Here is a 21,027-nt window from a genome sequence, read left to right on the forward strand (position 1 = left end):
AGTAGTTCACACTACCATATTTATTTCTGCTGTGTATAGTTGAAAAGCATTCACTTATCACGATCTGGAATAGTAGCCATCTTTTGTTGAGTCCTGTATTTCGGGCTTCTTTGACATAATCAGGATGATAACTAGCAAATATAAAATAATAATTAAATATTCAGCAAAAGTAGGCAGTATTCCAAAATGGAATACAGAAATAGAATTTAAGTATATGCAGTCACGACATCGGAAAAATTGTCGTGATAAAGTCTGATCCAAAGAAAATACGGTAGCCCAATCGGTTTATGATATATTGCCAATATCAAATCCTGAGATTGTCTACTTGTAAACTCAGAGGACTTTGCAGCCGCTATCAAGCTTTAGATTTTTTGGATAAGTGATTTGCCTAGTGATGGCAAATTCGGACTTGTTGCATCACAAGCAAACTTCCACAAATAACCAAGCTGTCTCATTCTCAAACACACAATTATGGTAGATATTAAGTTCGCATACTGGATTCCCAACGTCAGTGGTGGGTTAGTAGTTAGTAAAATTCCCCAACGGACGAACTGGACTTACGACTATAATGCTCAACTAGCGCAAACTGCTGAAGAGGTTGGGTTTGAATATGCGTTAGCCCAAGCTAGATTTATCGCCAGCTATGGGGCTGAGTACCAGCTAGAAGCATTTACAACCGTATCAGCCCTCGCTCCAGTCACCAAAAAATTGAAGTTGATTGCGGCGGTTCATCCTGGATTATGGCATCCCGGAGTAGTTGCCAAAATCGGAGCTAGTATTGATTTTCTCTCTAACGGACGATTTGCTTTGAATATAGTTAGCGGCTGGTTCAAAGATGAATTCACTATCTATGGTGAACATTGGTTAGACCATGACGAACGCTATCGCCGTTCCGAAGAATTTATCCGCGTCCTCAAAGGCTTATGGACTGAGGATGAGTTTCACTTTAAAGGCGACTTTTACCGGATTAACGGTGGTTGGGTCAAACCTAGACCAGTCAATCAGAATCCCCATCCAGAGATTTTCCAAGGTGGTAACTCCAAAGCAGCTCGACGGATGGCTGGCCGCGTCTCTGATTGGTATTTCATGAATGGTAATACCCTAGAAGGTGTGAAAGAGCAGATTGCCGAAGTGTCGGAATTAGCTCGTCGAGAAGGACGCACAATTAAGTTTGGGCTAAATTCCTTTATCATTGTGCGAGATACGGAAGCAGAAGCCCATGAAGTATTGCGCGAGATTATTGCTCAAGCTGATGTGGAAGCAGTGAAAGGATTTGGCGAAGCCGTCAAACAAGCTGGCGCTGCAACTCGTGAACGTGAGGGAATGTGGGCAAATTCCAATTTTGAAGATTTAGTACAGTACAACGATGGCTTCAAGTCAGGTTTGATTGGTACTGCTGAACAAGTAGCAGAGAAGATTCGCCAATTCCATGAAGCGGGAGTTGATTTAATTCTCGGTGGCTTCTTACACTACACAGATGATTTGCCAGCATTTGGTAAGAACGTCATCCCCATTGTGCGCGAACTGAAAACTCATCGTCGGACAGCTGATGAGTTGGCTGTGGTGTAGATTCACAGTCACATAGCTTGTAGGAGTGGGTTTTGTAGAGCCAAGCTGTTGCGATCGCAGCTAAACCCGCTTCTACAGCAACAGGGAAACGCTACGCAGATATCAACGTTTAATGAATCGATTTTTACGTAACTAAAATCGATTCGCCCAACTCAAATCATCTTCATAATTGCATAAATTTTAGTAGCAAATTAAATTTGGGATAACTTAGTGTACCTCTGCGTTTAAAAAAGCTACAAAGGCAATTTCATTCTCTCATTAGTCAGAGAAACAAATAACAGGAGAGAAAGTAATGCTAGGGATTACCCTGACTGCAAGTGCATCCCTTGGTCAGACAGAAGGTATCATCACATTAATTGCGATGGGGTTGACAATGCTAATTGTCTCCTACTACGCCAAATGGAAACTCGTGAGGAACACCCATGATTTTGTGATTGCAGGTCGCAAATTGGGATTAGGCTTTGGGATTGCTGGCTTGCTTTCAGTGTGGACATGGGTAATTGGCATTTTATTGCCCATTGGTGTCACGTATAAATACGGTTTATCAGGATTGTGGTGGTTTACTGTACCCAATGGTTTATCAGTCGTCGCTGTCATTCCATTCGCCAAAAAGCTCAGAAGGCTGATGCCTCATGGCTATACCATTAGTGAATTTGTATCTGTGCGTTATGGCGGTGCTAAATTAGCGCGGATTGTCGTAGTTGCAGGTATCCTTTTTGGGGCTGTGCAAATTGTGACAGTGAATTTAAAAGGTGCATCTTTGATGGTGGCAACGATTTTTGGCATGAATGAGGGAGTTGTGGCGGCGATCGCATCTACTGTGATTCTCGGCTATATCATGCTAGGTGGGCTATGGGCATCTATGTCAACTTCTACACTGATGTGCTTACTAATTATGGTTCCGTCCGTCTTAGTTACAGCAGCAGTAGTTAGTCAAGTTGGTGGTTTACAAACCATTTGGCAGGCGGTAGAAAGTAATGGCAATGGGTTACTTTCCGTCACTCGGCCTGATGCGTTCCAGAGTTTTGGTTTAACCTTCTGCTTGGCATTGATTACAGCAACCATCGCCGGACAAGAATTTTGGCAAGTCGCCTGGGGGATTCGCGAAAAAGAACTAGGTAAGACTTTTTTCTGGGGAGGTGCGCTTTACTATCCAGTGGCTCTGTGTTTAGGAGTGATTGGGCTAGTGGGAATTGCCCTGAAGGTAGATTTAGCAAAAGACTTGGGAGGCGATCCCGCAGCCTTGGGGCCTTTTCTCATCTCTCATTTAGGCTTACCAAGTTGGGTAATTTATCTGTTTGTGATTATCGTCCTTTCGGCTTGTTACTCAACCTGTGATGGCACACTGGCGGCCGTAAGTTCCGTTTCAGCCATAGACGTAATTAAGCCATTATTTCCCAACATATCCGAGCGATCGCTTTTTGCCTGGACAAGGATTTCTATGGTGATTGCCGCCCTGATTTCCATATCGGTTATTTTATCTGGTATTGATTTAGTGACCTTGGTGTTAGGAACCTCGGTAATTCGAGCCGCAGTCCTGGTACCACTCATCCTTTCAATCATCTGGACAAAGATGAATGCAACTGCATTTACCGCCGGTACAATTAGCGGGTTAATTGCCGGAGTGATTACCCTCCTGACTTTAGGAGAAGAAATTAGCACATATACAGTAGTTGTTGTTAGTGCAGTAGTCCCCATCATCATTGCTGCCAGAAATTCAGAACGGTTTGATTACAGCAAGCTCAAACAGGCTCATGATTTATCTGAAGTCTCTGAATCCAATACTAGGTAATTTAGTGAAACTTTTGGGCATTGCTGAATTAAAGCATGAAATTTGATGAAATCTAAAACTCCTTATTCTCTCTGCGCCTCTGCATGAGATTAACATCATGAACAACATATTGAGGTTAGGTAGCATTACTAAACGCATTGGTTTTTTTATTCTGGGTACTGTTTTAACAGTTATCTATGCACAGCTTTTTCATCCTCAAAGTTCTGCTAGTGTTGGTAGCCCTGCCACCAATAACCCATATTCCCTAGAAACAATTATTACCGCAATTATTAGTGCCATCATCACTATCTTTTATCTCAGAGCAATGTATCTTGTTCTCACCTATGCTTCTAAAACCTATGGGCTTGATGATCAAGACCTAGATGAAAACGAGGACAACGAATCAAATGCCAACAAGATATTAGGGTTTGGTGCATTTTTCTTAGTTGTTGTTTCTGCCTTGATTATTGCTTCCTATGGTTTCGGCTGGGGATTCTTGTATCTTGGCCCAATTATTTGCTTACTCGGCCCCATTGTTCCCATTGTGGCAATGGAAATGGATCTCAACCGCTACAAAAAAGTCCTGGCCTCAAAAGCAGCACAGCAAGCAATTAGAGGAAGAGCAAGTCAGTATTTCAAGGAGCCGTAAGTATTTTGAAGGATGGCTATCTTGTCCATCTCAAAACGCTTATGGGCAAGATGTCCATCCTTCAAGATGGGATTTGCTGATTAACTTAGCACTGGCAATTATCAATTACTCAATCAAAAACAGGGTAATACATCATGACATCACTAATTAATACAGAACAGAAGGCATATATTATTCGTGATGACAAAGAAGCGATCGCGATCGCCCACGAATTAGCGGCGGAGTTTGCCAAGGGTGACTCAGAACGCGACCAAACTCGGCGTTTACCTGCCGAAGAAGTGCAGAAGTTCTCGCAAAGCGGATTGTGGGGAATTACAGTCCCGAAAGAATATGGCGGGGCTTTTGTCTCAAACGTCACCCTAGCAGAAGTAATTAAAATCATCTCCGAAGCCGATTCTAGCCTCGGTCAAATTCCCCAAAACCACCTCTACATGGTAGAAGCAGTCAGGTTGGATGGTACGGACGATCAGAAAAAGTTCTTCTTTGATTTAGTTCTACAAGGCAAACGCTTTGGTAACGCCTTCTCGGAAATTGGCACTAAATCTGTCACTGATGTGCAAACCAAATTAACACCAGATGGTTCTGACTACGTACTCAATGGACGCAAATACTACTCGGCTGGCGCATTACTAGCACATTGGGTTCCTGTGATTGCAAGCAACCCAGATGGTAAAACAGTAGTGGCATTTGTCGAGAGAGATGCCCAAGGACTAACTCTACTTGATGACTGGACAAGCTTTGGACAGCGCACCACAGCTAGTGGCACTACCATTATTGAAAATGTCAAAGTCAAGGCAGAACACGTTATACCGCACTACTTAGCCTTTGAGAGAGCAACACCAATGGGTGCGATCGCTCAAATCATCCAAGCCGCCGTAGACGTGGGAATTGCCAAAGCCGCAGTCCGTGACACCATTCACTTTGTCCGTAAATATACGCGCCCTTGGGTTGACAGCAATTTAGAAAAAGGCTACGAAGACCCCCTGACACTATATGAATTTGGTAACGTGCAGATTCAAGTCCACGCTGCTGAAGCTTTGCTGCGTCGTGCAGGCGAATTTCTTGACATTGCTAACGAGTCAGGTTTAGAAGAACCCAAGGTAGTTGAAGCGTCAATAGCAGTTGCAGAAGTCAAAGCCTTAGCCACCGAAGCCGCAATTCTAGCTACCAACAAGTTATTTGAACTAGCAGGTACTAAATCCACATTAGAGGAATTCAACTACAATCGCCACTGGCGAAATGCCCGCGCTCACACACTCCACGATCCCGTCCGTTGGAAATACTACGCTGTTGGTAACTACTTCCTGAATGGTGTTTATCCCCCGCGCCATCCTTGGCTGTAATGCCCTAATTGTCTATTGGGGTGAAGCATTCAGAGGGAATTTTTACAGAATGTTTTGCCCCTAATAAACCAATATTATTCAAGTTGATCCTATGAGCGTTGCAAACCCAACCCAGAGGCGGAGTATTTGGAAAAGACAGCCATTTAAGGGGCTGCTTTTTATTGCTGTAATTGCTGTCATTAGCTATATTTTTGAACTCATCTTTGGTCAAATTATGCAGCTAAATGTAGGCACAAAATTGACGTATATCACTATATGTTTCGTCTGGTGGTGGCATCTCGGTTTTTCCCTCAATGGCTATCCAGGTTCCCGCTTTTCTTCTACCAGATTTGGACGAGGAACAGTGAATTTAGTAGTGCTGTTGGCGCTAGTTTACATAACTGGAGAAGTTTGGAAGTTCATTTCTGCAAAACCAATTCTCACTGATACACCTGTTGGTTTGTGGGGACAAACAGCGATTATTGCTGCCGCCGCCAGTTTATTCTTCTTTGATAACACCATTGTCACTACTGATAAAGTCCGCAACTGGCATCCAATTAGTGGCTTTCTCAATATCTTCTTTGCCGTCTTCTTTATTGCTCCTGCCTTCACATTTTTGCCGCAAATGTGGGGGCTTCAACCTTTTTACATTCCTTGGTATTGGTATCCTTGTTCAACAGTATTCGGCAGTTTCTTTGAACGTTGGCCTCTAAACAAATTAGAACTAGGAATGCCACGTTTGGGGTTACTTCATACAGGGATTATTTTATTCCTGACTCTAATTACACAATTTTTCCTCAAACAGTTAGGACTGGATTTGTTTACGACAACTACAGGGCCAACCTTTGCGGCAATTTGGACAACTGTTGGTTTAGGATTTGTTTGGCAATTCAATATGTGGCCTTTTACAGAACTATCGCAACCCACAAAAGGCATAGTTGCATCTGTTGTGAGTTTAATAATTTCCGTCTTGTTGTACCTACTGACAGTATCTCTAGTAGGTCAGGACAATATTATTCAAGGGCTTTACTGGTGGTTTAATATTCTTTGGGTTCAAGTATTTCTCATGGCTCCAGGATTATATGACGGAATTAGCCTTTGGCAAGACATACCACCACTAATTGAAGAACAACAACCCCTAAGCTTGAATCGTAATTCGTAATTTTTAGCTCATGTAAAGTGCTGTATGCCTGAAAAAAATTTACTTTTCAATCAGCAACGCCAAAACTTTTAACGTTGCTGATATTGCTTAAAAAGTGAAGGTTGTTCTCACTGTGCCAATTACAGCATCCTGATTATCATTGTTTTGAGCCGGAGCCGTAATCCAAATTACGCCAGGGGTGATAGCAATATTATCTGTGAGCTGATACTTGTAAAAGCCTTCAATATGTAAGGATAAATCATTTGCAGGTGCGGGATTCCCACCCCGATAAGGCTCTGCGCCCACAATAATACCGCCAAGGTTCCCTTGCTTACCTAAATCTGGGAATGCCAATCCTAGAGCGTAATACCAAATATCTGCACTACCACTACCTGCTAGATTTTTGGCGTTAGTGTAGCCAAAAAACCCATTGACTGCAAATCGAGGACTAAATTTATAAAAAGCTTCTACCCCGTAGGAGTTGGTAATCATCCTCTCAAATGGCCTATTAGCTTGTTCTGTACCGACAAGTGTAAAACTACTACCCAAGTCAAATATTGCTCCTCGATTTTGGTAGGCATTTACATAGGTCAAACCAATACCAGAGTTATTGTTGGGGTTCCATGTTATTTGTCCAAATGCGCTGTATTGACCATTAAAAAAGCCGCTATCTGGTTGAGGACTGGCATGATCTCCGGCTAAGTAACCCAAGCTCAATAGCAATGTGTCATTCAATCGATAATTGATTCCCCCACCGGCACCACCACCAATACGGTAGATAGGACTAGAAGAGGCAAATTCTGTCAAAGCACGACCACCCCCTGATGCACTATCCAAATAAGGACTGAGAGTCGGAACAAAATCATAAATTACTCCGTTGACGGCTCCTATATAAGCATTGATGTTGTGGCTAATTGGGAAGTAATAAGACAACCAATCTAAAGACACATTATTGTTACTCGGCGAAAGATTAAAAGTTTGCAAGCCTTCGGCTGTACCACCAGGAAACTGCAAAAGATTAGTGTTACCAGTGCTTATCCGAGTATTTAGATTATCTCTACCTGTAAAACTACTTTTGAAAACGAGGCGGACTCTATCTTGAAAAACTGTGTTGCTACCATTAACTGAGCCACTAAAGGCATTTGTGACGGCAAAGATGGCTTCTCCTACTAGCTTTGTGGTTGGAGAAAACTGATTGGCTTCTAGTTCCGCAGTCCGAGATTCTAAACTATCAACGCGACCCTGTAGGGTTGCTAGTTCAGTAGTAAACTCTGCTTGCAGTCTTTGTATGGTAGTTAAATCTTCTTTGGTAACTAAGTCCGATGTAGCTGTGGCAATTAGCTCGTTAATTCGAGATAAACAAGCATTTAAGCCTGCGGCAAATTCATAGCGAGTGATGGCGCGGTTTCCTTGATAAGTGCCATTTGGATAGCCTGCAATACATCCATAACGCTCAACTAAAGACTGGAGTGCGCCAAAAACCCAATCAGTTGGCTGTACATCAGAAAACTGCGATACAGATGTTATCTGAGACATATTATTTGTCTGTTCAAGGCTTTCATCATTATTGATTGCAGGAATTTGAGGCGTTTGTGCGATGGTTATAGTCGCTAAATTACTATCTTCAGCATAAACTGATGTGCTGGTTAGTAAAGTAGTACCCAAAATCATCGATTCCATAAATAAATTATGAAATGAACGATTGAACATTTCTCTCACTCCTTATATTGGTGTTTGCAAAGATTTAGTGTAAATAATCAGTATTTCCCTAACTTAGCAAGGCAGAAATTCAGGCTTGGCTAGGATAAACCTTGATGTTATCTAACACTCAAAAAATTTTATGAAATCGCTAAACTTCCAGATATATCAGTAGCTTTCTCGTAGTTCAATCTGCATGTTTCCGTGTAATAAGGACTTGTTCTTCTAAAAATAAAAGCCTTAAACAAGATGCTCTATTTGCCTAGATAGTCTCTATCTATCCGTGAATACAATATGGCAATTTTTTAGAGAACTCTGATTTGCTGGTGATTATCTAGAAACTACTGCGTCAACATCGATTTAGAGTAGTTTTGCGAATTTAATTTAATAATATTGCATATCTGGACTACAAAAACAAGTGAATAAAAAATATTATCAAAGGTTAAATTTTTACTTTGCCGTGAATAAAATATTTTTCATGGAGTAACAATAACGTGTGATTTTGCATAAAAATATTTTTATTCAAGCTTGATTTATTGGCTCGTATATGTAATACTAACTTTGTGGTAAGAAGGTGGATTCAAAAACCTACTCCGAATCTTTTTTTAGAAAAATTATATTTACTCCTCAACAGAGTATTTGCAGGAGAAATTGCGAAGTATGCAATTAATCAAGACTAAAGAATCTCAAAATTATCTGGAACTAGCTAAATCTTTAGCGCAGGAATTTGCTGCTACTGCTGTAGAGCGAGATGTCAAAGGGGGAACGCCAAAGTATGAACGCGATCGCCTGCGCCAAAGCAACTTGCTAAAATTGATCGTACCAACAGAGTACGGTGGTTTAGGAGAAAGCTGGATTACCGTTCTCAGAATTACCCGTGAGTTTGCCAAGGTTGATAGTTCTATTGCTCACGTCTTTTCTTACCACCATCTAGGCGTAGTAGTTCCGCATATATTTGGTTCAACAGAGCAGAAGCAGCGATATTATACAGAAACTATTCACAACAATTGGTTTTGGTGCAACGCTCTCAACCCTTTAGATAGAAGAACGACGCTGACACCAGAAAATGATTATTTCCGTCTTAATGGCATCAAAAGCTTTTGCTCTGGCTCCCACGATTCGGATATATTACCCATCACCGCTACTGATCAAGAAACTGGTGAATTCAAAATTCTGGCAATTCCTACCCAACGCCAAGGTGTGACTGTTCATGATGATTGGGATAACATGGGGCAACGCCAGACAGATAGCGGTACTGTGACATTTGAAAATGTGCTGGTATACCCAGACGAAATTCTGGGTATTAGAGATAAACCCAGTCAACCCTTTACCACGATTCGCGCCTGCTTAACTCAATTGAATCTGGCTAATATCTATTTAGGAATTGCCCAAGGAGCATTTGAAGCTGCTAAAACCTATACTGGCACTAATACCAAACCTTGGCTGACATCAGGTGTAGAAAGTGCTACCCAAGATCCATACATTATCCAGCATTACGGCAATATCTGGGTTGAGCTTCAGACTGCTACTTGTCTAGTTGACCAAGCAGGAGAATTATTACAACAAGCTTGGGATCAGGAATGGTCACTCACCGCAGAACAACGGGGAGAATGTGCGCTATTTATCGCTACAGCCAAAGTCGTCGCTACTAGAGTCGGATTAGATATCACCAACCGCATCTTTGAAGTTATGGGCGCACGCGCTACTAATACCAAGTATGGTTTCGACCGCTATTGGCGGAATCTCCGCACATTCACTCTCCATGATCCTGTTGATTATAAAATCCGAGATATAGGAAATTGGGCGTTAAATGATCAACTGCCAAAACCCAACTTTTATTCTTAAGAATGACAAGACTGATAAAGTTGGCAGGAGATGGGTTGCAGCGTATGAATTAACAGATGAATTGCGTCTGTCTGTGTAGCTGCGATTTTAGTCGTTTGGTGCAAGATGTGAATATAATCAAATTTCTTTCCTACTCCCCACTCCCCAATTTTGAAACGACGCAACTTTATTACCACCTGTGGTTTAACCACCTTAGCTACACAGATACCTCTAGCTAAAGTTCAAGGTCAACTATCGCCAAACACCATTATCAAGCCACCCCGCCTCCAAGCGGGAGATACGGTAGGATTAATTTCTCCGGCTGGTGTCATTGATGCGGAAGATTTAGCCAATGCCAAGCGATCGCTCACTGAGTTAGGATTAAAAATTAAATTAGGCAACCATATTTTAGATAAGTATGGCTATTTAGCTGGTACAGATGCTAACCGCGCCAACGATGTAAACGCGATGTTTGCAGATGATTCCGTCAATGCCATTATGACTATGCGCGGCGGTTGGGGTTGTAATCGCATTTTACCTTTACTGAACTATTCCCAGATTCGCGCCCATCCTAAAATTATTATGGGGTTTAGTGATATTACTGCTTTGGTGTTGGCTATTTATGCCCGTAGTCGAGTCCTGACTTTTCATGGGCCGAATGCCACATCTACTTGGAATGACTTTACAGTAGATTATGCCAAACGCATATTATTTGATGGCGAAGCAGTCACAATGGAAAATCTCAAAACTGAAGATGTCCAATTTGAGACGATTGCATCAGGAAAAGCCACAGGCAAACTAATCGGTGGTAACTTATCTGTGATAGCAGCAATGGTGGGTTCGCCTTATCTACCTGCTTGGTACAAAAGTATTTTATTTGTGGAAGATGTCAGAGAAGATGTTTATCGCATAGACCGAATGTTAACTCAGCTTAAAAATGCTGGGATTCTCAATCAAGTTTCTGGTTTTATCTTTGGTAGATGCACTGACTGTAGTATTGGTGATGAACCAGCTTTTAAATTGAATCAAGTCTTACGTGACCATATTATTCCCTTAAAAATTCCCGCTTGGTATGGTTCGATGATTGGTCATATCAAAGATAAATTTACATTACCAATCGGTTTGAATGTCGAAATAGATGCCGATGCTGGCACAATTAAAATGTTGGAATCGGCTGTGGCGAGAGGGGATAGGTGACAGGGGATAGGTGACAGGTGACAGGTGACAGGGGATAGAGTTCAAATTCTCATAGCAATTTTCTAAAATAAGACAACAGAATAAAATCAATTTGTAGCGATCGCAAAACCTAACAAATTCTATAGCAGTAGCCAAGTTGGTTAGGACATCGATAAATCATAAAACTTAGACAAGCTTGTAGGACTATAACCTGTCCCCTGTAACCTATAACCTATCACATCACCGCTTAATCCCCTTAAATCGTTCTTTCGCGGCTTGAAATTCGGCTTGCATCACAGATTGGATTTTTTGCGGATCAGGTTTTTTCCCACCCATAACATCACCAAAATAAACACAAGCTGCTTCACCTAAAGACCAAGTATAAGCCGCCGCCCAAGAAGCCGCGATCGCACTGCCAAAACCAGGGATAATTTTGACTAACTCTCGTCCTATGGCTTGGGCGAAAAATCCGCCGGCGATCGCACTGACAATTCCGCCTGCTTGCGATGGTGTGATGGTTTGCCCGTATAATTTACCTAACAGTCCTACCATCGATACTTGCAATGCTGTCAAGACAGGCATAGTTGCAAATGGTAAAGGGATAGCTGCTAAAGTTGCTGCCATCACAGAAAAAGTCAACATATACCGCCGTCCCGCATCACGGTAGATATTACCAATTTCTTTACCTACTCCCTGTGATAATAACTGATTAATGGCACGAGCTTCGGCTTCTGGCAACAATTCCGCTAAAGCATCTCGAAACTCTTCTAAACCATAAAATACCGGGTTGTAACCATCTTCTTCTAAAGTAAAGTCTATCAGCACAGCGCGATCGCACAATCCACTAAAAGCTTGCTGAATTTCGGCAAAAGCGCGTTGAACTTCATCATACTCTGGTGGATAATTTGGATGATCTACCACATCCACAGGATAAACTTCGTGTAAGCAAGTCACCGCCAGTAAACAAGGAATGTCAGGATATTGCTGACGTAGGTTTTGGGCAATTTGGCGTAACGTATCAGTGGCAAAATCGTTAATCTTAACGGTGAGAATTAACACCCTCGCACCGCGACTAGACTTTTGCAAATCACCCAACAACTCTTGAATAATAATTTGAGTTTCCTGATTAACATCTCCTAACCCTACCGTATCGGTAAAAATCAGCAACGGTAAATCATTAGAAGGATAGGCGTAGCGTTCAGTATGTTGGGTATGGGGACGAAAACCTTGTCCGATAATTTCTGCTGAAACTCCAGTCAGTCCCCGCACAATCGAACTTTTACCAGCTTGGGGTTTACCAATTAACAAAGCCTCCGTAGTTGGCAGTTCAGCGCGGACAGCTTCTAAAATCTCTGCTACCTGAGCTTCACTGACACTATACCATTCAACTACAGTCTGCGATACTTGTTCCACAGGTAGAAACTGCATCAAACTCGATGTAGCTTTTTGCCAGATTCCTGTAATGCGGTTTTTCCAATCATTATTAGCCGACTGCGTTTGACCTCCAGACGGTTCATTGGTAGATTGAGAATCTGCTGATGGCAAATTAGTATTAGGTTGCTCAGTCATGGTAATCAAAACAGCAGATAGATGGCAGTTTGAGTTGAGATACTCACTGGCCATTTTAGATGATTCACCACTCACCTAACCTGCACCTTTATAGCAATCTTCCAATCAACAAAAATCACACCGGAGATTATATAGGACTCATATTTGATTTATGAAAAAAATCATTACACCCAGATAAACCTGGATTTCTCACAAGAGAGAAATCTAGGTGTGTGGGAGGATAGTAAAGAAATCTTTCCCCCCTCTCTTCCCACACTCCCCACACTCCCCACACAAATAGATTCAACAATCACACCGGATGATTATATGAGTTACCCCATTGCAGAGTTAGCCATTGCCAACAGTCAAGATTTAGTGAGTTTATTACAATTTCCCTTTATGCAACGGGCGCTGATTGGTGCGGTGTTGATGGGCATACTGGGAGGGTTGCTGGGTAGTTTTGTCACTTTACGGCAATTATCGTTTTTTAGCCATGCCGTTGGTCATGCGGCTTTAGTTGGTGTAGCCTTGGGTGTGCTGCTACAGTTAAACCCTACTTGGATGCTACTGCCTTTTACCTTGGTTTTTGGTGTTGTTGTCCTTTACTTTGTCGATAAAACCGATTTAGGCAGTGATAGCGTACTGAGTATAGTTCTTTCTGGTGCATTGGCGATCGGTGTAATTCTTTCTAGCTTGATTCAGGGATATCGGGGCAACTTGATGGGCGTGCTGTTTGGCGATATTCTTGCTATTGATGCCACCGATTTGGTTTTAACACTACTCATACTTGTAGGCGGCGCTATATTTTTATTCTCGACTTTACGCCAGCAAATTTTACTCACCCTCAATCCTGATGTTGCCAAAGTCCAAGGTATTCCCGTGGAATTGTACCGTTACGCTTTTGTAGTGCTGCTGTCACTAGCCGTTGCTGTGGCAATAAAAGCCGTGGGAGTTTTACTAGTTAACGCCTTTTTAGTGATCCCCGCCGCGACAGCCAAGCTGATGAGTCAACATTTTAGCCGCTTTTTATGGATGTCGGTAATAATTGGTTCAATTAGCAGCATTGCAGGTATTCTGGTTTCCGGGATTTTTAACCTTGCTTCTGGCCCTAGTATTGTACTGGTTCAGTTTTTGCTATTCATCGCTGTGTTCGTTGTCATTAAGCTGGGTTGGCAAACTGCATAACTTTTTTTTGGATGACCCTTGCACAACCATTTTTTGTTTGCTAAGATTATAAATCGTGGCGCAAAAACAAAGCACACGCCGGGATAGCTCAGTTGGTAGAGCAGAGGACTGAAAATCCTCGTGTCACGAGTTCAAGTCTCGTTCCTGGCATCACTAAAAACCTCTTGAAATCCAACGATTTCAAGGGGTTTTTGCTTTATGAAGCCTGATTCATCAAGAAAAATGTTCTAAATCCTACAAAAATTTTGGTCAGCCATTGTGTAAAGCGATCGCCCACTCAATAAGTTGCTACTACATACAGATATGAATAGCGATCGCATTCTCCTGGCAGGCTTAAGTTTTGGGAAATATACTGGTAAGTTGTGCTTTACTTGAGTGCCTGAATTTGGGCCAAAATATCAGGGGAAAGTTGAGTAACTAAACAAATTGGAAATGCCTGAGTCGAAGCAAAACGGGCATACTCTGGAGTGAGAAAAATAGCATATTCTTTAGCTTCTGGTGTCATTTGAGCAGCAAAGGCTAAAGCAATAGCTTTCATATATTTGCGAATATCCGCAGCTTGTTCACCAACTACTTCGCCACCACCAAAAACAGAATTTTGTTTTTTCTCTTCTCGCTCCATAGTAGTGTTAGGGTCTTTGACACTTGCATGGGTGGCTCCAATGATGCCGACAAGCCATTTTGGTGAGGGAATTTGGTTAAAACCAATAACCTGTTCGGTGAGGGCTGGGGCTGTTTTATCTTCTGATGATGCCAGGACTAAGGTAGGGATTTCCACCTTTTGTAAACCAGTTTTGCCAAACATGAGTGAACTGGTGGGATTTAGAGCTATGACTTGTTTTACACGCGGATCTCGGAGTTGGTAGCGATTTTCTGGTAGTTCTGCGGCTTTACATTGCAAACCTTCGGCAAAATTCACACTTGTTAAATCTTTTTGGCAGCGTTGTTTTAAGTAATCAATTTGCAATTCGGCTCCAGCTATGGATAAGGCTGTTCCACCACCAAAGGAATGACCAATGACTATAGCGCGGTCAGTTGCAAGTTTATTTTGAAGTGGACTATTGGCTTTTTGGTTGAGTTTTGCAAGTTCATCTAAAACAAAACTAATATCTTTAGGACGTTCTAAAAACTCTTTTGGGTTCATTAGTGGTGGTGCAATACCGGGTTTTTGCAAATCTATTTGATAAGCTTGATTACTACCGATATGTTCTATTGCGGCTACAACATAACCATGAGATGCTAAATGTTCTGCTAAGTAGCGCATATCTTTGCGCCCAGATGTATAACCGTGCGACAAAATAATTACTGGTTTAGCTGAAGTTGCAGTGCTAGACCAATAAAGGTCAACGGGAACCTGACGTTGGCGTTTTTGATCATTCCAGTTAAATTCTTCCAACTGGACTTTACCGCTTCCTAGTTGGCTGGGATCTAAGGGTAAATTTAAGTTTGGTTTTTGACCAGATAATTGGGGCGAAATCGCTTTGACAAACTGTTGAGTTTGTTGATAAGACTTGTTGAGATTACCTAATACTTCAAAAGCCTGCTTGATATCAATGCGGATATTTTCGCTAGGATAGGCTTGAATAAATTTGATAATCGAAAGTTCTCCATTTTTAGAGCCTGTTACTAAAGCCGCTCTTAAAGCTTGCAATCCTTCAGCATCTTTCCGTATAGTTACTTTAGATAAGTCTTGAAGAATTTTGCTACCAATATTTGTGTTAAGTAATTTACTTAAGGTAACAAAATTAATTTTTGTTGATTGCTTTAGTGCTTCTATAATTAGGCTGCGTTGTTCTGGAGGTAATTGCTTGAGATACCTCTGATAATTATCAGGGATTTTTCCTGTATCTGCGATAGTTTGTAACTCTTTAACTGAGATGAATTCTTCTGAAATACCGTAATTAAAATATACAGTATTTGCTGCTTTTGCTGGAGTGAATTGGGTGGTGGCAACAGCACAAAATAAACTTAGAGCTAGTCTGGAAATTAGGCTTTTATGCAGGTTTTTAATGGCTATAAAAGCGTGGGTTTTGATTTTTGAGTGTTGGTGCATAAGTCATTAATGTGTAGTTGATTAATATTGTTGATAATGTTTAAAAAGTATTTATCTGTCGTTTTAAGCACTTATTGATCCCCCTAAATCCCCCTTAAAAAGGAGGACTTTGAGATTAATTCCCCCCTTTTTAAGGGGGGCTAGGGGGGATCTAGAGTGTTTTGCTACCAACAAGCAGACTTTTAAAACAACCTCTTAGAAGTAATGACTAAAAGCTGATTTGGTATGGGGCTATAAAAGTGTGTCTTTTGATGTTTGAGTTTTGTTGCATAAGTCATTAATGTGTAGTTGATTAATATTGTTGATAATGTTTGAAAAGTATTTATCTGTCGTTTTAAGCACTCATTGATCCCCCTAAATCCCCCTTAAAAAGGGGGACTTTGAGATTAATTCCCCCCTTTTTAAGGGGGGCTAGGGGGGATCTAAAGTGTTTTGCTACCAACAAGCAGACTTTTAAAACAACCTCTTAGAAGCAGATGACTAAAAGCTTATTTGGTATGGGGTGATTGAGATATGTTTGTACTCAATCACTGTTGAAGAGAAAGCATTATTGCTGGAGATGCCAATATTGTTCACAAGTTGCTTTAGCTTCTTTGGCGACGGCATCTTTAGGTGTGGCAAGAATAACGTGATAGCTTAATTGTTCACAGGCACTTTTCATCCAATGGTCAAAATTAATATCCCACAACCTGACTGTGCTATCATCTCCACCACTGACAATAGTTTTGCCATCACTGCTGATTGCTACTGAATTGATATAACCCTGATGACCTTTGAATGGTTCAGGCAGGGGCTGACCATTGATGCGCCACAACCTGAGTGTGCCATCTTCTCCACCACTGACAATAGTTTTGCCATCACTGCTGATTGCTACTGAACTGACACGACCCTGATGACCTGTGAATGGTTCAGCCAGGGGCTGACTATTGCTGCGCCACAACCTGAGTGTGCCATCACTTCCACCACTGACAATAGTTTTGCCATCACTGCTGATTGCTACTGAACGGACACCACCCTGATGACCTTTGAATGGTTCAGCTAGGGGCTGACCATTGCTGCCCCACAACCTAACTATGCCATCATCTCCACCACTGACAATAGTTTTGCCATCACTGCTGATTGCTACTGAACTGACACGACCCTGATGACCTGTGAATGGTTCACCCAGGGACTGACCATTGATGCCCGACAACCTGAGTGTGCCATCAATTCCACCACTGACAATAGTTTTGCCATCACTGCTGATTGCTACTGAACTGACATCACCCTGATGACCTTTGAATGGTTTACCCAGGGGCTGACCATTAATGCCCCACAACCTAACTATGCCATCATCTCCACCACTGACAATAGTTTTGCCATCACTGCTGATTGCTACTGAACTGACACGACCCTGATGACCTTTGAATGGTTCACATCTATAGGGGCGCACAACCTTTCCCAATGTAAAGTTCTAATTTCATCGCGATCGGCAGCTTCAATAGAAAGTAAAATCCGTAAAGGGCAATCATGGCTACTCTTTGGCAAAACACGTAAAAATGTATCACGCACATTGTCTCGAAAAAGATGTTTGCCCAGTAAAATGCCATATTCTTTTTCGTTTTCTTGTTTTTCTGTCAGCTTATAAAAATCTTCCTCACCTAGCTGAAGAATTCCCCTCGAATGAAGAGTCAAGCCATCTGGTTGCTTACACCTGATAACAATCGGCCAGCCATTACTCGACTTGCTTTGAATCGTAATCTCAAACTCAAAGCTATTCATACAGTCTCTCCTCCTTCAATTTTTGGTTCTGTGCCGAGAATGGATTTGTAGGCAGATTAAATTTACACAAGAAACAGGTAGGTCTACTCTACCATCTTGATCAGCTACATCAATACCAAGCATAATAACTTTCTATTTTCTCGAAAATTAACTTTTTATTTAACAAGGTAGAAAACGCAGATACAAGAATTTATTTATTATCTAATTATCCGATTTTTTTGGAAAACCGGATAGAGATAATGTGTTCAGGTAGAGTTTGAGACTATCCGAACTAAACTCTATATCCTCTGTCTGCTGCCTTCTTGAAAAATGATAAAATTTACTTTTTCTACGTTTTATATTAAATAGATTAGATTAAATATGAAATCTATAAAACTCATATATTTTAATCAATATGAGTTTAATACCTCATAAAAATCCTAATTTCTACACTAAGAGAAATTTATTCAATCCACAGCAAGGTGTGTTTTTTTGATTCAGACAATAAAGCCTGATGAAGAATATCTCCGCTATTTTACGCCAAAAAACGGTAATTTGATTATGGACACGTTTATCTATAAACAAAATGAGCTTTGAGTCTTTATGAATCTTGATTCTTTAATTGAAATAATTAACCGTAAGTTGATAGAGAGCCAAAATCGTCCCCTCAGTTCCACAGAAGTTTTGATTCTGCGCGGCATCTGGGAATATCAAACTTATAACAAAATTGCTGAGTACGGTGGCTATAGTGCTGGCTACTTAACTAACGTGGTAGCCCCAGAGTTATGTCAACGGCTTTCTAATTTAGTTGGACAACGGGTTACTAAAAAAAACTGTCGGATGCTATTAGAGGCTTATGTTGCTTCTCAAACAGCTTCAGACTTAAAAACTCAAAAATCACAGTTTAAAGCACTTTCTGGCGAAATTGCTCAAGATTTTTCCCATCGCTACCCTAATGGTGCAGTTCCCCTTGATTCTGCCATTTACGTTGAACGTACTTTAATTGAAGAACAGGTTTATGCAGAAATTAGCAAACCAGGAGCATTAGTGCGAATAAAAGCTCCCAAAGAAATGGGTAAAACTTCACTCATGCTCAGGACTTTAGAATATGGAGAAAATTTAGGTTACTGTACCGTCAGCCTAAATCTAGAGCAAACTGACCAAGCAATATTGAGTGATTTGAATCGGTTTCTACGCTGGCTATGTGCCAATATAAGTAGTCAGCTTCATTTAGAACCAAAACTAGATAATTACTGGGATGAAGATATTGGTAGCAAAGTTAGCTGTAGTTTGTATATTAGAAACTATTTATTAGAGAACATTAATGCTCCTTTAGTTTTGGCATTAGATGAGGTGAACCAGATTTTTGAGTATCCGCAAATAGCTAAGGATTTTTTACCTCTGCTACGTTCTTGGTATGAAGAAGCTAAAAGATTACCTATCTGGCAAAAGCTACGCTTGATCATAGTTCATTCAACTGAAATTTATGTTCCTCTCCAAATTCAACAGTCTCCGTTCAATGTTGGCTTACCAATTCAATTAACCAGTTTTAATTTAGAACAGGTGCAGCAGTTAGCCCAGCAATATGGAATTGACTGGACTGATGGGGATGAACCTAGACAACTTATGGAGATGGTTGGCGGACATCCTGCATTAGTGAACATCGCACTCTATCATCTTAATCGTGGGGAGATAAATCTTCCACAATTGCTAGAAACTGCTCATACCTCGACTGGGGTTTATTTTCATCACTTACAACGTCATTGGGTAAGTTTACAACAGCAAGCTGAATTAGCGATCGCACTTACTACTGTCCTAAATTCTACTCAACCAACACAGTTAGAACCTATCATTGCTTACAAGTTAAGCAGTATGGGGCTGATTAAGTTAGATAATAACCAAGCTACACCTAGTTGTCGGTTATATCAACAGTATTTTCAGTCAAAGCTTCTCTAGCAATAGCATCAAATATTAATAGTGAATATTGGTAATTTTTATCTAACTTTACTTGTTTAAAATGGCAACATATTTTTCTCATATAAAAACTCATATTTTTAATATGAAAATCTTTGAAAACTCATAATAATTACAATTATAAAAAAATGTATCGTTATTAATATTTTATATTCGTAAAATATTAATAACGATATGATTAACTGTAGTTAAGCAAATGTAGGTTTGATGAGTTATTGCTTTTTAGTTAGTTATAAATTTCGCTAAATCAAACTCATCTTTCTATTTGCCAAATGAGAATATTTTCCAATTTTTAGGATGCACAAACGATGAGTCTACCGAATGCTTATAATATTCTTATTCCCCAAAAAAGGCTCTCCCAGCTAATCGCTCAGTCATGGTTAGATGGTAAGACTATTCCTTTAGAAAATAAAAGCTTTCTGATTGAACAGAAAATCTTGTCTCCAGAAGAAGCTGAAGTGTTTCGGATAATTTTAGTAGAAATCAGTCAAGTTGAAATAGATGAGGTAGATAAGAAAATTGTCATGCCTGCTTATCGACCAGACCCAGAAGTATTAGAGGATTTAGATATCAGAGATTGGCTTTATAATTGGGTTGCAAGTGATCCGAAAAGTTCTCCTTGGATAGCACCACCACCGCCAAAACCAGAGGTGAATATAGAAAAGCCAGGAAAAGTCATAGTTTTTGATTCACCTAATGAACAGAATCTTCTGAATGAAAATGCCAGCGAAATCAAAAATTTGCAAGTTCCTTTACTACCAAGTGTAAAAGTTTTCCAAGGGGCTAATGCCAACATAGCACCAGATGAACAAGAAGTCAGAGATGACCAAAAAGCAATAGACATAGAAATAGCACCCTTCAATACTCTGATTCCCAATAAAAAACTTTCTCAACTGATTGCTAAATCATGGCTAGAAAATAGGGAAATTAATATCGATAAAGACTTTCTGGTTAATAATGGCATTATCTCTGAATTTGAGGCTCAATTTAAGATTGATATTCACGTTGAGCGGAATCAGCCACCGCGTGAATATAAAGGAGGAATAACACCACAACAATATGGTTACAAGATAAATGTACCTTATCCTCCAAAACCTAGCAGTGAGAATTTACCAGAAGATGTTTTACGGGAATGGGTAGAAAATGACTCATATTCTGCTCCTTGGACACCAAGCAATGAATGGATTCCTTACACTTGCTGATGGTTGATAAATAGTGTTTTTAGGATTTATTACCCTAAAGATATTGAAATCAAACATTTAAGTCTGGTAAAAATGATGGTGGGAGAATAGTTTTTTATTCTCTCATCTTAAGATTGGTGCTTGAATTTGTAAAAAATAATAATTAGCTTATCAAACAGTGTTCGATTTAACGAAC

At 40.6% G+C, this 21,027-nt stretch carries 15 protein-coding genes and 1 tRNA gene; 11 read left to right on the forward strand and 5 right to left on the reverse strand.

All coding sequences use genetic code 11. The annotated features are described in order from the left end of the window. Positions 1 to 471 precede the first annotated feature (471 nt). The 5 genes from sfnG to H6G75_RS08070 all read left to right on the forward strand — a co-directional run bounded on the left by sfnG (position 472) and on the right by H6G75_RS08070 (position 6,473). Positions 472 to 1,569 (forward strand): dimethylsulfone monooxygenase SfnG, encoded by a 1,098-nt coding sequence (gene sfnG / locus H6G75_RS08050; protein WP_190979430.1) that lies wholly within the window; start codon positions 472 to 474, stop codon positions 1,567 to 1,569. Positions 1,570 to 1,861: 292 nt separating this feature from the next. Then, positions 1,862 to 3,361, forward strand: coding sequence for a sodium:solute symporter (locus H6G75_RS08055; protein WP_190979431.1), 1,500 nt, complete (start codon positions 1,862 to 1,864; stop codon positions 3,359 to 3,361). Positions 3,362 to 3,458: 97 nt separating this feature from the next. After that, complete coding sequence (locus tag H6G75_RS08060) at positions 3,459 to 3,989, forward strand: hypothetical protein (RefSeq protein ID WP_190979432.1); 531 nt, start codon at positions 3,459 to 3,461, stop codon at positions 3,987 to 3,989. A gap of 134 nt (positions 3,990 to 4,123) precedes the next feature. Then, the gene (locus tag H6G75_RS08065; RefSeq protein WP_190979433.1) at positions 4,124 to 5,332 is read left to right on the forward strand and encodes an SfnB family sulfur acquisition oxidoreductase; all 1,209 of its coding nucleotides are present in this window, start codon (positions 4,124 to 4,126) and stop codon (positions 5,330 to 5,332) included. 91 nt (positions 5,333 to 5,423) lie between these two features. Beyond that, the gene (locus tag H6G75_RS08070) at positions 5,424 to 6,473 is read left to right on the forward strand and encodes a hypothetical protein (protein ID WP_190979434.1); all 1,050 of its coding nucleotides are present in this window, start codon (positions 5,424 to 5,426) and stop codon (positions 6,471 to 6,473) included. Between the two features lie 87 nt (positions 6,474 to 6,560). Here H6G75_RS08070 and H6G75_RS08075 read toward each other — a convergent pair whose 3' ends face one another. After that, positions 6,561 to 8,162, reverse strand: a complete 1,602-nt coding sequence (locus H6G75_RS08075; RefSeq protein ID WP_190979435.1) for an iron uptake porin — start codon at positions 8,160 to 8,162, stop codon at positions 6,561 to 6,563. A 648-nt stretch (positions 8,163 to 8,810) separates the two neighbouring features. Between H6G75_RS08075 and H6G75_RS08080 the strand changes: the two genes are divergently transcribed. Continuing rightward, positions 8,811 to 9,995 carry an acyl-CoA dehydrogenase family protein gene (locus H6G75_RS08080; protein ID WP_190979436.1) on the forward strand — a complete coding sequence of 395 codons (1,185 nt, stop codon included), beginning with the start codon at positions 8,811 to 8,813 and terminating at the stop codon, positions 9,993 to 9,995. Positions 9,996 to 10,145: 150 nt separating this feature from the next. Next, a complete protein-coding gene (locus H6G75_RS08085) occupies positions 10,146 to 11,171 on the forward strand; it encodes an LD-carboxypeptidase (protein ID WP_190979437.1) in 1,026 nt (341 codons plus the stop codon). A 219-nt stretch (positions 11,172 to 11,390) separates the two neighbouring features. On the opposite strand, the gene H6G75_RS08090 is transcribed toward H6G75_RS08085, so the two are convergent. Next, positions 11,391 to 12,719 carry a GTPase family protein gene (locus tag H6G75_RS08090; protein ID WP_190979438.1) on the reverse strand — a complete coding sequence of 443 codons (1,329 nt, stop codon included), beginning with the start codon at positions 12,717 to 12,719 and terminating at the stop codon, positions 11,391 to 11,393. Positions 12,720 to 13,025: 306 nt separating this feature from the next. Here H6G75_RS08090 and H6G75_RS08095 point away from each other — a divergent pair, with 306 nt between their 5' ends. Next, positions 13,026 to 13,883, forward strand: coding sequence for a metal ABC transporter permease (locus H6G75_RS08095; protein ID WP_190979439.1), 858 nt, complete (start codon positions 13,026 to 13,028; stop codon positions 13,881 to 13,883). 77 nt (positions 13,884 to 13,960) lie between these two features. Further along, positions 13,961 to 14,033: transfer RNA gene (locus H6G75_RS08100), tRNA-Phe, on the forward strand. A 217-nt stretch (positions 14,034 to 14,250) separates the two neighbouring features. On the opposite strand, the gene H6G75_RS08105 is transcribed toward H6G75_RS08100, so the two are convergent. From H6G75_RS08105 to H6G75_RS08115, 3 genes are all read right to left on the reverse strand, one after another. Continuing rightward, entirely contained in the window at positions 14,251 to 15,936 is a 1,686-nt protein-coding gene (locus H6G75_RS08105; RefSeq protein ID WP_190979440.1) for an alpha/beta hydrolase, read from the reverse strand. 547 nt (positions 15,937 to 16,483) lie between these two features. Next, positions 16,484 to 17,368, reverse strand: coding sequence for a WD40 repeat domain-containing protein (locus tag H6G75_RS08110; protein WP_199337752.1), 885 nt, complete (start codon positions 17,366 to 17,368; stop codon positions 16,484 to 16,486). Continuing rightward, on the reverse strand, positions 17,311 to 17,697 hold the full coding sequence (locus tag H6G75_RS08115) for a hypothetical protein (RefSeq protein ID WP_190979442.1): 387 nt from the start codon (positions 17,695 to 17,697) through the stop codon (positions 17,311 to 17,313). The genes H6G75_RS08110 and H6G75_RS08115 overlap by 58 nt, the downstream gene beginning before the upstream one ends. A gap of 582 nt (positions 17,698 to 18,279) precedes the next feature. Between H6G75_RS08115 and H6G75_RS08120 the strand changes: the two genes are divergently transcribed. Together H6G75_RS08120 and H6G75_RS08125 are read left to right on the forward strand one after the other, a co-directional pair. Beyond that, entirely contained in the window at positions 18,280 to 19,632 is a 1,353-nt protein-coding gene (locus H6G75_RS08120) for an AAA-like domain-containing protein (RefSeq protein WP_190979443.1), read from the forward strand. Between the two features lie 326 nt (positions 19,633 to 19,958). Next, the gene (locus H6G75_RS08125; protein WP_190979444.1) at positions 19,959 to 20,852 is read left to right on the forward strand and encodes a hypothetical protein; all 894 of its coding nucleotides are present in this window, start codon (positions 19,959 to 19,961) and stop codon (positions 20,850 to 20,852) included. Positions 20,853 to 21,027 lie beyond the last annotated feature (175 nt).

It is taken from the genome of Nostoc sp. FACHB-280, from assembly GCF_014697615.1.
In the GTDB taxonomy this organism is placed as follows: domain Bacteria; phylum Cyanobacteriota; class Cyanobacteriia; order Cyanobacteriales; family Nostocaceae; genus Nostoc_B.

Excerpts from the sequence above, each read along its gene's own strand:
- sfnG (WP_190979430.1), top strand. The coding sequence starts at position 472 with ATGGTAGATATTAAGTTCGCATACTGGATTCCCAACGTCAGTGGTGGG.
- H6G75_RS08055 (WP_190979431.1), top strand. The coding sequence starts at position 1,862 with ATGCTAGGGATTACCCTGACTGCAAGTGCATCCCTTGGTCAGACAGAA.
- H6G75_RS08060 (WP_190979432.1), top strand. The coding sequence starts at position 3,459 with ATGAACAACATATTGAGGTTAGGTAGCATTACTAAACGCATTGGTTTT.
- H6G75_RS08065 (WP_190979433.1), top strand. The coding sequence starts at position 4,124 with ATGACATCACTAATTAATACAGAACAGAAGGCATATATTATTCGTGAT.
- H6G75_RS08070 (WP_190979434.1), top strand. The coding sequence starts at position 5,424 with ATGAGCGTTGCAAACCCAACCCAGAGGCGGAGTATTTGGAAAAGACAG.
- H6G75_RS08075 (WP_190979435.1), bottom strand. The coding sequence starts at position 8,162 with ATGTTCAATCGTTCATTTCATAATTTATTTATGGAATCGATGATTTTG.
- H6G75_RS08080 (WP_190979436.1), top strand. The coding sequence starts at position 8,811 with ATGCAATTAATCAAGACTAAAGAATCTCAAAATTATCTGGAACTAGCT.
- H6G75_RS08090 (WP_190979438.1), bottom strand. The coding sequence starts at position 12,719 with ATGACTGAGCAACCTAATACTAATTTGCCATCAGCAGATTCTCAATCT.
- H6G75_RS08095 (WP_190979439.1), top strand. The coding sequence starts at position 13,026 with ATGAGTTACCCCATTGCAGAGTTAGCCATTGCCAACAGTCAAGATTTA.
- H6G75_RS08105 (WP_190979440.1), bottom strand. The coding sequence starts at position 15,936 with ATGCACCAACACTCAAAAATCAAAACCCACGCTTTTATAGCCATTAAA.
- H6G75_RS08115 (WP_190979442.1), bottom strand. The coding sequence starts at position 17,697 with ATGAATAGCTTTGAGTTTGAGATTACGATTCAAAGCAAGTCGAGTAAT.
- H6G75_RS08120 (WP_190979443.1), top strand. The coding sequence starts at position 18,280 with ATGAATCTTGATTCTTTAATTGAAATAATTAACCGTAAGTTGATAGAG.
- H6G75_RS08125 (WP_190979444.1), top strand. The coding sequence starts at position 19,959 with ATGAGTCTACCGAATGCTTATAATATTCTTATTCCCCAAAAAAGGCTC.